Origin of the sequence: Microbispora bryophytorum, assembly GCF_006874465.1 — a bacterium.
GTDB lineage: Bacteria > Actinomycetota > Actinomycetes > Streptosporangiales > Streptosporangiaceae > Microbispora > Microbispora bryophytorum.
In genome coordinates, this window is record NZ_VIRL01000001.1 from 492,092 (window position 1) to 503,995 (window position 11,904).

The window sequence follows — 11,904 nt, forward strand, 5'->3', positions numbered from 1 at the left end:
CGCGGGCGCAGGCTCACGCGCCGAGCAGATCGGCGACCGCGCCGGTCGTCATCGGGTGCCGGGCGATCAGGGCCGCCACCTCGCCGTTCTCCTGCCGGCTCCCCCACTCCGCCGTGCAGCCGAGCAGCGCGGCGACCGCGCCGGTCGTCGCCGGGTGCCGGGTCAGCAGCGCGGGCACCGGCCCGCTCGGCACGGGCGCCGCACGGGCCCTGCGCGGCGGTGCGGCCGGCCGTTCCCACGGCGGGGTCCAGGCGTCCAGCTCGGCCAGGGTGCCGGGAAAGGTCCGGCCGGCCTCGCGGACGAGCACGGGGACCAGCTCCGGCGCGTGCCGGCGCAACGTGGTGATCAGCGTCGGCAGCCACGGCAGCAGGACGGGGTCGGGCAGCCGCGCGAAGGCCTTCGACAGCGCCTCGACCACGAATGGCGCGAGGCCGGGGACAGGTTCGAGCGCCTGGACGAACCCGCTCACGTAGAGCGGATAGGCCGGGACGACGAGCGGGTTGGCCAACAGTTCGTCACAGCGGGCGCGCAGCTCCTCCCTGGTCAGCAGGCCCAGCTGCGTCTGCGCCGCCCACAGCAGCGCGACCTTGGCCGGGGCCCGCGGGTGCGACTGCCGTACGGCCAGTTCGAGCTGGGCCCGGTCGCAGCCCAGCGACAGCGCGAGGCCCTCCAGGGTGAACAGGAAGCCGAGCATCGCGCCGACCTGACGCACGCCGGTGTCGTCGTCGGCGAAGGCGGTGGGCAGCAGCGTGCAGTAGTGGGCGTATCCGGCCGTGACGAAGTCCTCGCACCAGGCAGGCAGCTCCGGTTCGCTCGCCCGGTAATAGGTCAGCAGCCGCCTGATCCTGCGCAGCACCTCGGGTGCGTCGTCCACCGTGCGCTCGGCGGCCAGCAGCTCGACGGCGCGGGCGCCGAGCTCGCTCGGGAGGCGGCGGCCGCCCAGGTAGAGGATGGCGTCCTCGACGGCCGCGAGCGCGACTCCCGCCGTGGCCTGGGGGTCCCACACCGTGCGGCGCAGCCGCTGCTCCAGCACCTGTTCGACCGTGACGCCCTCGTAGCCCAGCTCGATGATCTCCCGCTGGTGCCGGCCGAGCGCCACGTCCCAGCTCTCCTGGATCGGCCGTTCGCCGAGGCGGCGCGCCCCCATGATCGGCCGGATCGCGCCGTCGGGCAGCAGGTAGCGCAGCGTCCACAGCAGATCGGAGCACGGCTCCAGCTCGGGATCCGCCTTGAGGTCGAGCAGCACGCGCTGCTGCGTGCGCCTGGTCAGGTCCAGCCCGAGCGGCTCCAGCCGGTCGTGCACGTCGCGGACCAGCGGGGGCAGCGCCGCGTAGCCGACCATCCCGATCTTGTCCCCGCCCAGGAGGATCTCGCACAGGCGGCGGACGTCCCGGCGACCCGGCACGACGTCCTTCTCGATGCAGGTGACGGCCGCATCGGCGAAGTCGTACGGCGTGGGCCTCGCCCGGCCGCGCACGCCGGCGAGCAGGATCGACGTCTCGAACACGGCGATGGCGTCGGCCGTGCTGGCCAGATAGCCGTTGCGGCGGGCCAGCCGCACGATGTCGACGCACCATCCGCGCAGTTCGTCCTCGTCCAGGCCATCGAGCGCGGGCGGGCCGGCGAGGAACCCCGTCAGCCGGTCGGCCGACGGCTCGGCGGCGGGCGGTGCGGCGACGGGCGGTGCGGCCCCGGCGGGACCGGTGGCTTTGGTGGCTTTGGCTTTGGTGGTCCGCTTGCCGGACCCGCCCTGCTGCCCCTCCAGCCGGTGGGGCGTGAGGCCCCCACGCTTGACCGCCTTGGCCCAGGTGGCGGCGGCGATGGACACCGAGCCCCGGGCCAGGCCGAACTGCGCCTCGATCGCGGAGTGGCTGGAGGGGATCAGCCCGTAGAGCCAGTGGGTGCCCGTGCGCGGGCTGATCTCGTACGGCGGCGCCTCGGACCGCAGACCGAACTCGGCGACCGTACTGACCGCGTGGAAGGCTCCGCACACGTACAGGCAGTCGGCGGGGTCCGCGCCCGACGCGGCGAGGTGCTCGCGGATACGCGCCCACATGTGGCGCTCGCGTTCCTCGTCGACGGCCAGGCGGCCGTCGCCGTCCGGGCGCAGCCGCCGGAACAGGCTGCCGACCAGCGCCATCGCCTGGCGGTAGGTGCCGTAGTCGGCCCCGGTCAGCGGCTGTTCGACGTACTGGTCCCACCACTCCGACCAGTGCCGCACCTTGCCGTGGTGCAGCAGGTGCTTTTCCAGCTCGGCGAAGCGCGGACGCAGGTCGCCGATCTCGACGCCCACGGCGTCCCCGTGCAGCGCCGCCTCGTCACCGTGCCCGTCGTCGGCGGAGCCGGACTCCTCCGGAGCCGGACCGGCCGGGCCGTCCGTTTCCTGGGGCAGCCATTGGAAGACGTGGTCCACCGAGCGATCGACCAGCACGATCTCGACGCCGGGGGTGTCGAGCGCGTACGCGATGGCCTGATACTCCGCCGACGCCTCCGTCACCGGCGCGATCACGCTGAGGGGCCCTGAGCCGGGCGGGAACCCGTCGAGCTGGGTCGCGAACGCCTGCAGTGCCACCGGCAGCCGGCAGTTGCGCAGCTCGTCCAGGAGGGGGCGCAGGTCCTCGCACAACTCCAGGTAGACGACCTTGGGCCGCCTGTCGCGCAGCCGCCGGGTCATGGCCAGGGCGGAGGCCGGCGAGTGGTGGCACACCGGGAAGATCTCCAGCTCCTCGCGCAGCATGCGGTCGACGTCGTCGACCATGCCGGACAGGATGCCGGCCAGGGCGTCGCCGTCGCCCGAGAAGGCCGCGGCGGCGTCGAGAAGCTGCTCGCGCAGGGCGCCGAAGGTGCTCATGACAGCGTCGAGATCGTCTGCCGGCCGCCGTCGAGGAACCGGGTCCACTCACCGCCGTCGTTCTTGCTGCGGGGTTCGACCACGCCGTGCCAGTACTTGTTGAGGATGGCCAGGTCCTCCGGGGCGCGCCTGGCCAACGAGCCCACCAGTGCGCCGCCCAGCGTCTCGGCGCGTAGCGTCCTGTCGCCGAAGAAGTGGCTGTGCAGGATGGCGTCCTCCAGCACGCCGATCTGCTCGGCGGTGGACAGGGCGGACTCCAGCTTCTCGTCCTCGCTCGTGGCCGACGCCGCCGCGGCGCGCAGGTCGGCGAAGCTCTGCAGCAGGATGTCGAGGAGCGCGGGCGGCACGTCCAGCTCGATGCGGTGCCGGCGCAGCAGCTCGGTGGTGCGGAAGCGGACGATCTCCGCCTCGCTGGTCTTGCTCGTCACCACGGGGATGCGGACGAAGTTGAACCGCCGTTTCAGCGCGGAGGACAGGTCGTTGACGCCCCGGTCCCGGCTGTTGGCGGTGGCGATGATCGAGAACCCGGGCCTGGCGAACACCGTGTTGTCGGTGTCCAGCTCGGGAATGGAGACGTACTTCTCCGAAAGGATCGAGATCAGGGCGTCCTGCACGTCGCTGGTGGAACGGGTCAGCTCCTCGAAACGACCGATCATGCCCTGCTCCATCGCCGTCATGATCGGCGAGGGGATCATCGACTCACGGGACTGGCCCTTGGCGATCACCATCGAGACGTTCCACGAATACTTGATGTGGTCCTCGGTGGTGCCCGCCGTTCCCTGCACGACCAGGGTGGAGTCGCGGCAGATGGCGGCGGACAACAGCTCGGCCAGCCAGCTCTTGCCGGTGCCCGGGTCGCCGATCAGCAGCAGGCCGCGGTCGGAGGCGAGCGTCACGATGCTGCGCTCGACGAAGCTCCGGTCGCCGAACCACTTCTGCGGGATCTCGCGGTCCAGGCCGTCGGACCGCTCGCTGCCGAGCACGAACAGCCGGACCATGCGGGGGCTGAGCCGCCAGGAGAACGGCTTGGGGCCGTCGTCGACCGACTCCAGCCAGTCGAGCTCCTCGGCGTACTTCACCTCGGCGGGGGCGCGGAGCATCTCGTTGGTCATGTGGGGGGTCTCCTAAGCGAGGAAGTTCTTGAGTTCGAACACGAGTTTGCGTATGTGACCCGAGATCACCGGTGTGCCCAGGTCCTTGAGCTTCTGCCGGAACCACGGATTGACGCTCTGCTGGCCGCCGCTGTCCACCGAGCCCACGGGGATGATCCGTACGCCGGATCGGTGCAGCGCCTCCATCCCGGCGTAGACGGCGGGACAGTTCCACTCGTAGAAGTCGGAGATCCACACGACCACCGTGTTGCGGGGGTCGGCGACCTTCGGCTGGGCGAGGGCCAGGGCGGCGGTGCCGTCGGTGCCGCCACCGAGCTGGGTGCGCAGCAGCACCTCGAACGGATCGTGCACCCACGGGGTGAGGTCGAGCGCGCGGGTGTCGTACGCGACCAGGTGCACGTCGACCTTGGGCAGCCCGGCGAAGATGGACGCCAGGATGGTGCAGTTGACCATCGCGTCGACCATGGAACCGGACTGGTCGACCACCACGATCATTCTGGCCGGCGTGGTACGCCTCGCGGTGCGCCGGTAGTAGAGCCGGTCGACGTAGAGCCGCTGGTCCTCCGGGTTCCAGTTGGTGAGGTTCTTCCAGATCGTCCGTTCGACGTCCAGATTGCGGAACACCCGTTTGGGCGGCACCGACCGGTCGATCGTGCCCACGCCGGCCTTCTCGACCTGCGTGCGCAGCACCTCGGCGACCTCGTCGACGAACCTGCGGATCAGCGCCTTGGCGTTGGCCAGCGCCACCCCCGACAGGTTGGACTTGTCGCGCAGCAACTGCTCGACCAGCGACATGCTGGGCGTGAGCTGCCGCGCCAGGGCCGGGTCCGCCAGGACCTCGCGCAGCCGCATGCGGCTGACCAGCCCGGCTTCGATGCCGGCCAGCGCCTTGGCCAGGTCGTCGTCGCCGACCCTGACGCCGGAGCCCGGCCCGGACCCGGCCGTGGGGCCAGAGCCGTGACCGCTCCCGGAGCCGTGGCCGGAGCCGGATCCTGCTCCCGTCCCGGCTTCGCCGTCCTGCTCTCCCGGCGCCGCGCCCGTTCGCGCGCCCGTCCCGGCGCCCGTTCCCGATCCGGGGGCCGTGCCCGCGCACAGGGCCCACTTGAGCCAGGCGGCGTCCCGTTGCCAGGCCGCGAGCTGGGTGGCGCTGACGTCACCCGAGCCGGTGGCGAAGACGTTGAGCAGCAGCTTCGAGATCAGCGCCGCCCGGCGCACCTCACCGCCCGGCACATGCTCGCCCGGCGTGAGCAGGGTCTCGAACTCGGTGGCCAGGTCGGGGAAGCGCTGCACCAGCGAGTCGACCGACACGGCCGGGTCGAGCAGCCCGGCGGGCAGCCCCAGGTCGCCGACGACCGCGACGCCGGCGGTCTCCAGCGCGGGCTGCTCCTCGTGGTCGAACAACCGGGCGAGCAGCCGCCAGTAGAGCACCTGACGCCGGTTCCGGTCGGCGTTCGTCAGACCGTCTTCGCCGGTCGTGGAGATATCGGCCGCGGAGATGCCAGCCGTGGGGATGCCAGCCGTGGGGATGCCGGTCGTGGGGATGTCGTCGCTCATCGTCGCAGTAACCGTCCGGCTCGTTCCCGCAGCACGGTGACCGCGTCGGCGGCCCTGGCCTCGGCCTTGGCCGCCTTGGGGTCGGTGGGGCCGAGCGCCCAGTCGCCGGTGGCGACCACCACCGCCTCCCGCTTGACCTTCGCCTGCACGGCGAGCGGCTGCAGCGTCCAGCGGCCGGCGTCCCACCGGACCAGCCCCACACACGCCGACGAGGCCGCCACCAGCTTGGGCGTGAGCGGACCGCATTCGGGCAGCCGCTGCGCGTCCACGGCGAGGACGGTCCCGCCCAGGTCGAAGGAGCCGTCCTTGGTGACCTTGTAGCCCTCCACCAGCACCGGCTCGGCGATCCGTACGGCAACGCGGTCGAGGGGCGGCACCGCCGGGGCGAGCGCGCCGGACAGGCACAGCCGGGCGGCCGCCAACGGGTCGGCGGGCTTGCTCACGAAGGCGTGGTCGTCGTCCCAGACGAGGTCACCGCTGTCGAGCAGGGGCATGTCCGTGATCTCGACGCAGCGGCGGTCGGCCAGCGCGGCCAGCAGTAGCTTGTGGCGCTGCGTCAGCTTCCACAGCGCGGGCCCGGCGATGGTGTCGACCTTGGCGACCGCGACGGAGGTGCGCAGCAGCCGGGGCCTGCCGCCGTCGGCGGGCTCCAGGACGGCGTGCACCTGGAACTGGACGGCGGTGCCGTGCTCGTGCACGTCGACGCCGAGCACCAGCAGCCGTCCCGACACCGTGGCGGCGGGCCGGGGCTCTGCGGTCAGGACGCCGTCCTGCGACAACAGCAGGGCGCGGGTCCACAGGTCGGCCCAGCGCCGCACCGGCAGGTGCTCCGCCGAGCCGATCGGGCAGGAGGCCCGCAGCTCGGCGGCGAAGCCGTCGAGCAGCACCGCGAGCCTGCGCAGATCCGGCGCGGCGAGCAGGGCCTCGACGATCTGGTCCGCCGCGGAGACGAGGTCGTGGTCGACGCCGCGCCAGCCGGTGATGGCCAGCTCGCGTAGCCAGGAGCGGACGCCACCGAGCACGTTCCCGGCCGGCTGAACGGCCGACTGAGCGGCCGACTGGGCGGCGGGCTGGGCGGCCGGCTGAACGGCTGGCTGAACGGCGGCGCCGCCCGTCGTCCCCAGGCCATCGGGCGCTGGCGGCCATTCCGCCCGTTCCCGTCCCAATGCCGTGTCCAGGCTTTCGAGCAGGGCGTCGTGCACGGCGCCGGACAACGCGACCCGGCCGCCCGCCAGGGCCGTCAGATGCTCCTGCGTGATCGAACCGGACACGACCGCATCGGCGGCCTCCGCCAGCCGATCGCCGAGAGGGGTGGCGGCGAACGCGGCGGCCAGCGCGGCCACCGCCTCGGCGCGCTCGTCGGCGAGCCGGGCGAGGCCGTGCACCAGGGCGTCGTCGAAGCCGTCGAGCAGTGCGAGCGCCTCCTCGGCCCCCTCACCGGCCTTTCCCGAGTCGCCACCGAGCAGGGCGGCGAGCTGCACGGCGAGCATCAGCCCACCGTCCCCGTGGCCGGGAACCAGTGCAGCTCCGGGATCGGCAGGGTCGTGTCTGGCACCTCCAGGTAGGCCAGGTGGCGCAGGAACCGGCTGAACACGACCGCGGCGGGGGCGGGCTCGTGGACGCCGCCCAGGCAGTCGGCCGGATCCGCGCCCTCGGGGACCTCGACCCGCAGGTATCGGCACACGCGGTCGGCGCCGTACTGCACGACGGCCTCGGCGACCAGGGCCCGCAGGTGTTTGCACGGCGAGCCGTACAAGCCACCGCAGGGGCGGTTGTTGTTGGTGCTGCAGTTGTAGTTGTGGGAGCCGGCGGCGATGGAGGAGACGTAGACCCGGCCGATGTCCGAGCCGCTCGACACCACGCCCTGTAGCCGGCCGTCGGCCAGCTCTACGAAGGGGACCTTCGCCAGCTTGCGCGGCTGGACCGGCGGCACCACCCGCAGCCTGCTGTGTCGCGCCCACACGGTCGCGCCGTTGGGGGAACGGTCTGTCATGATCCGGAAAGTAGCCGAGCCGTACGACAAAACTGCCCGCCCCGGTCCGGACGGGCGGGACCGCCCAGGAGAGCAGCGATCCGGACGGCTGCGCCTGGGCGGCCCTGAGCGCGATGGACGACACGAGGACCTCGAAAGAGGTCGTCGTCCGCGCGGCCGGACGCGCTCCGCGCCGAGTCCCTCGGCGGCATGGCCGGGTGACGGACCTCGGGCCGACCCTGCCGGTCAGGCGAGTGGGAAGCCGGTCCCGTGCTCGGACTCGGGGCGCGGGCCGCGGATGCGCCGCTCGCTCTCCTCGATCGGCACGTCGTTGATGCTCGCCTCCCTGCGGCTCATCAGGCCGTCGGCGGTGAACTCCCACAGCTCGTTGCCGTAGCTGCGCCACCACCGGCCCTCGGCGTCGTGCCACTCGTACTGGAACCGCACGGCGATGCGGTCGCCGCCGAAGGTCCACAGGTCCTTACGCAGGGCGTAGTCGCGCTCGCGCTCCCACTTGCGGGTCAGGAAGGCGACGATCTCCTCCCGTCCGGTCAGGAACTCCGAGCGGTTGCGCCACACCGAGTCCTCGGTGTACGCGGCGGCGACGCGTTCGGGGTCCCTGGTGTTCCAGGCGTCCTCGGCGGCCTGCACCTTCTGCCTGGCGCTGTCCTCGGTGAACGGCGGAAGCGGCGGACGTGTGCTCATCGTGCTCTCCTCCCCGGACGAGACAACGATCGTTGTCCGCAAATGCGGCTCTACCAGTGCTACCCATCGAAGGACGCGCTGATGGCGGCATACCTGGAGAGCATCGCGATCGGCGACTTCCGCCCGGCCACTGCGCGTACGTCAGGGTGGCCGCGTCGGTGCGGATGCTCTCCAGGCAGATCATCCGCGCGCCCGCGACCACTGCGCCCTCCCCGGAGGACTACAGGGAGGGGTCGCCGGGGCCGGAGGCGGTCGCCTCGGGCGTTCTGTTCACCTCGCTCCGCGCCTCCTGGGGCAGGAAGATCCCGGACAGGCGCGCGGCGGGGTCCGGCGCCGCCCGTGGCAGACGGATGGTGAAGGTGGCTCCGGCTCCCGGCCGCCCGTCCACGTCGATCGTGCCGCCGTGCGCGTCCATCACCTCGTTCACGAGAGCCAGACCGATGCCGAGACCCCCGGCGTGGGGCGCGCCGGCATGTCTGGCGAGCAGGCGCTCGCCGTCACACGGGTCCAGCCCCACGCCGTCGTCCCGCACACTGAGCCGAACCGTCTCCGGATCCGAACCCACGGTCACCCAGATGTGGCCGCCCGCCGAGGTGTGGCGCAGCGCGTTGTCGAGGAGCGCGGAGATCACCCGGCGCAGCGCGGACGGCGCTCCGCACACCACATGGTCGCCCGGACTCCGCCGCAGGTCGATCGTCACCCCGTGCTGCCCGGCGCGGGCCGCCTCGGCCTCGGCCGACTCCTCCGCCAGAGCGCCCAGGTCCGCGAGCCCGAACGGCCGGCGGCGCTGCCTGAGCTGGGTCGACAGCAGCAGGTCCTCGATCACCTCGCCCAGTTGCCCGATGCCGGTGACCAGCCGGTCGACGTCGCCCACGACGAGCAGAGGATCGGGCTCCCCGCGCAGGCGCCGGGCGGCCAGTTGCGCGCGGACGTGCAGCCGGGTCAGCGGGCTGCGCAGTTCGTGACTGACGTCGGCGGTGAACCGGCGCTGCCGGTCGAGGGCCTCGCCCAGCGGCGCGATCGCCCGGCGGGCGAGGACCTGGCCGATCAGCAACGCCGCCAGCAGGGCCGCGACCTCGGCCGCGCAGAGCGTGTGCAGCAGCCGGCGCCGCTCGGTGACGGGGAAGTACAGGTCCATCACCGCCTGCTGCAGCACCTCGCCGCGCCGCTGTGTACGGACCAGGTAGGTGCTGCCGCCGGCCTCCGCGACCTCGACCCGGGTGCGGCCGTCGGCGGCGACCCGGTCGAGCGCCTCGCGCACCGGCAGGTTCTCCGGCGCCCCGGGGGTGCTCCGCAGGGCGTTCGCCCGGAGCTCGAACAGCCATACGCAGGGCGGCGGGTGGTCCATCGGGGCCGACGCCGCGGCCACGGCGAGATCGCGCCGGGCGGTGGCATCCTGCGCGTCGACCACGACGAAGTAGACCAGCGCGCCCAGGAGGGCGATCGCCAGCGAGAACACGGCCGCCACCTGCGCGGTGATCCGGCGGCGGGTCCGGATCAGCAGGCGCCGCTCCGGGTCGAAGGCCCGTCTGATCGTCACAGCTCGCCCAGGCGGTATCCCACGCCCCGCACGGTGCGGACGACGCCGGGCCCCAGCTTGTTGCGCAGGTAGTAGACGTAGGTGTCCACGATCGACTCGGTCCTGGCGCCGTCGAAGATCCGCTGCCGCAGCGAGGCGCGCGTGTGCACCTGCTGCGGACGGGCCGCCAGGGCGTGGAGCAGCCGGCACTCCTGGCCCGACAGCGTCACCTGCTCGCCGGACGGCAGCCGTACGGTGCTGGACGCGGAGTCGAGCCAGGCGGCGCCGAGCGGCAGCAGCGCGGCCTGGTCCAGGTTCCTGCGGTGCAGGGCGCGCACCCGGGCCAGCAGCTCGTCGATCTCGAACGGCTTGACCAGGTAGTCCTCGGCGCCCGCGTCGAGTCCGGTGACCCGGTCGGCGAGGGCGCCGAAGGCGGTGAGCATCAGCACCGGCACGGTGACCGCCTGCCGGCGCAGCCGCCGCAGCAGATCGAGCCCGTCGACGACGGGCAGTCCGCGATCGATGATCATCGCGTCGTAGCCGCGGCTCAGCGCCAGATGCAGGCCCCGCTGTCCCTCCAGCGCCAGGTCGACCGTGTATCCCTGGTCGGTGAACACCTCGACCAGCATGTCTCCCAGCTCACGGTCGTCCTCCACGAGCAGTAGACGCGACGAGCGCGGTTCGGATGTCCCCGATATCCGTGCCACCGGCCAACCGTCGCACCAGTATCAGGAAATATCCAGACTCCGGATTGCCGCTGCCGGGAGGCCGCCCCATGTTCTGCGGTTGTCCTGAGCTTTCACATGAAATTAGATGAAACCGGTTTCTCCCGTCGCCGCGCCCACCGGGGCCGGTTTCTGCGCGCCTTCCGCATCCGCCGGCTCATGGCGCTCCGGCAGCGCCAGTTTGTACAGCGGCAGGGCTGCCGCGGTGGTGAGCACGGCCACGAGGACGAGCATCGCGAAGAGCTCCTGCGTGATCATGCCCTGCGCCAGGCCGATGTTGATGAAGATGAGGATCATCAGCCCGCGGGCGTTCATCATCGCGCCCATGGCCCAGGACTCGCGCCAGCCGAATCCCAGCGCCCGCGTCGCCAGCGAGCAGCCGAAGTACTTCCCGGAGAAGGCCAGAAGCAGGATCAGCGCGAACGCCAGGAGCGCGAAACCCCCGGTGATGCCGCCGAGATGGGTGTTCAGCCCCGAGAACGCGAAGAAGACGGGCAGCAGCAGGGTCGATACGAGGTCCATCATCCGGCCGTGCAGAGCGGCGCGGAACGCCGGTTGGCGCGGCATGGCCAACCCGGCGACGAAACCGCCGAACACCGAGTAGACGCCGATGGCGTCGGTGATCCACCCGGCCACGATCGGCACCAGCACGACCACGTACACGGCGCCGGCGCCGAGATGCCCGGTACGCGCGACGCGGCGGCCCAGGGGACGCAGCAGCGGAGCCACCACCCCGAGCATCACCGCGGCGAACACCCCGGCCAGGGCGATGGTGCGCAGCGTGTCGCCGGTGCCGCCGCCGAGGTGCACCGCCGACAGCGCCGCGAGCAGGCACCAGGCCACGGCGTCGTCGATGGAGGCGGACAGCAGGGCGATCCGGCCGACGCGGGTGTTCTGCAGCCCGCGTTCGTAGAGGATCCTGGCGAGCATGGGGAACGCGGTCAGCGACAGCGCTCCCCCGAGGAACAGGGCGAACTCCAACCGGCCGACGTCCGGGCGGGACAGCCGCTCCCACAGGACGAGCCCGGCGGCGCCGCCGAGGACCAGCGGGGAGATGATCCCCGACGCCGCCAGCACGCTCGCCTTGCGCAGCTCGCCCGGCGCCCGGGCGTCGTGGTCCATCCCGGCCCCGACCAGGAACATGTACAACGTCAGGCCGAGGGTGCTGAGCACGTACAGGACCGGCCTGACCTGAGCGGGGAACAGGGCCGCCTGGGCGTCGGGGAACACCGCGCCGAGCAGCGTCGGCCCGAGCAGGACGCCGGCGACCATCTCGCCGACCACGCGCGGCTGCATCACCAAAGTGGCCAGCCGGCCGCACAGTGCGGCGGTCAGCAGGATGACGGCCAGGGCCGGCAGCACTCTGAGGGCCAGTTCGAGGTTGGGGTCGGCGGCGGACGCCTGTGCTGGGAGAAGGTCGGGGAGAAGAGCCGGAACGGGCATGGCTTGCGCCTCCGCTCGTGATC

Annotated in this window: 9 protein-coding genes; all 9 read right to left on the reverse strand. The window is 72.4% G+C overall.

What is annotated here, in order from left to right; all coding sequences use genetic code 11:
- Nucleotides 1-13: 13 nt before the first annotated feature.
- The 9 genes from FLX07_RS02390 to FLX07_RS02430 all read right to left on the reverse strand — a co-directional run bounded on the left by FLX07_RS02390 (nt 14) and on the right by FLX07_RS02430 (nt 11,881).
- Complete coding sequence (locus FLX07_RS02390) at nt 14-2,851, reverse strand: DUF5682 family protein (RefSeq protein ID WP_142567742.1); 2,838 nt, start codon at nt 2,849-2,851, stop codon at nt 14-16.
- Nucleotides 2,848-3,963 carry an ATP-binding protein gene (locus FLX07_RS02395; RefSeq protein WP_142567743.1) on the reverse strand — a complete coding sequence of 372 codons (1,116 nt, stop codon included), beginning with the start codon at nt 3,961-3,963 and terminating at the stop codon, nt 2,848-2,850. Before FLX07_RS02395 ends, FLX07_RS02390 begins: the two co-directional genes overlap by 4 nt.
- Before the next feature lie 12 nt (nt 3,964-3,975).
- A complete protein-coding gene (locus tag FLX07_RS02400; protein ID WP_142567744.1) occupies nt 3,976-5,517 on the reverse strand; it encodes a VWA domain-containing protein in 1,542 nt (513 codons plus the stop codon).
- Nucleotides 5,514-7,007, reverse strand: coding sequence for a hypothetical protein (locus FLX07_RS02405; protein WP_142567745.1), 1,494 nt, complete (start codon nt 7,005-7,007; stop codon nt 5,514-5,516). Before FLX07_RS02405 ends, FLX07_RS02400 begins: the two co-directional genes overlap by 4 nt.
- Entirely contained in the window at nt 7,007-7,510 is a 504-nt protein-coding gene (locus FLX07_RS02410) for a hypothetical protein (protein ID WP_142567746.1), read from the reverse strand. The genes FLX07_RS02405 and FLX07_RS02410 overlap by 1 nt, the downstream gene beginning before the upstream one ends.
- Nucleotides 7,511-7,735: 225 nt before the next feature.
- Nucleotides 7,736-8,194 (reverse strand): nuclear transport factor 2 family protein, encoded by a 459-nt coding sequence (locus FLX07_RS02415; protein ID WP_142567747.1) that lies wholly within the window; start codon nt 8,192-8,194, stop codon nt 7,736-7,738.
- Nucleotides 8,195-8,414: 220 nt separating this feature from the next.
- Nucleotides 8,415-9,734, reverse strand: a complete 1,320-nt coding sequence (locus tag FLX07_RS02420; RefSeq protein ID WP_208762035.1) for a sensor histidine kinase — start codon at nt 9,732-9,734, stop codon at nt 8,415-8,417.
- Nucleotides 9,731-10,369, reverse strand: coding sequence for a response regulator transcription factor (locus FLX07_RS02425; protein ID WP_208762036.1), 639 nt, complete (start codon nt 10,367-10,369; stop codon nt 9,731-9,733). The genes FLX07_RS02420 and FLX07_RS02425 overlap by 4 nt, the downstream gene beginning before the upstream one ends.
- 153 nt (nt 10,370-10,522) lie before the next feature.
- Nucleotides 10,523-11,881, reverse strand: coding sequence for a cation:proton antiporter domain-containing protein (locus FLX07_RS02430; protein WP_142567748.1), 1,359 nt, complete (start codon nt 11,879-11,881; stop codon nt 10,523-10,525).
- Nucleotides 11,882-11,904 lie beyond the last annotated feature (23 nt).

Excerpts from the sequence above, each read along its gene's own strand:
- FLX07_RS02390 (WP_142567742.1), bottom strand. The coding sequence starts at position 2,851 with ATGAGCACCTTCGGCGCCCTGCGCGAGCAGCTTCTCGACGCCGCCGCG.
- FLX07_RS02395 (WP_142567743.1), bottom strand. The coding sequence starts at position 3,963 with ATGACCAACGAGATGCTCCGCGCCCCCGCCGAGGTGAAGTACGCCGAG.
- FLX07_RS02400 (WP_142567744.1), bottom strand. The coding sequence starts at position 5,517 with ATGAGCGACGACATCCCCACGACCGGCATCCCCACGGCTGGCATCCCC.
- FLX07_RS02405 (WP_142567745.1), bottom strand. The coding sequence starts at position 7,007 with ATGCTCGCCGTGCAGCTCGCCGCCCTGCTCGGTGGCGACTCGGGAAAG.
- FLX07_RS02410 (WP_142567746.1), bottom strand. The coding sequence starts at position 7,510 with ATGACAGACCGTTCCCCCAACGGCGCGACCGTGTGGGCGCGACACAGC.
- FLX07_RS02415 (WP_142567747.1), bottom strand. The coding sequence starts at position 8,194 with ATGAGCACACGTCCGCCGCTTCCGCCGTTCACCGAGGACAGCGCCAGG.
- FLX07_RS02430 (WP_142567748.1), bottom strand. The coding sequence starts at position 11,881 with ATGCCCGTTCCGGCTCTTCTCCCCGACCTTCTCCCAGCACAGGCGTCC.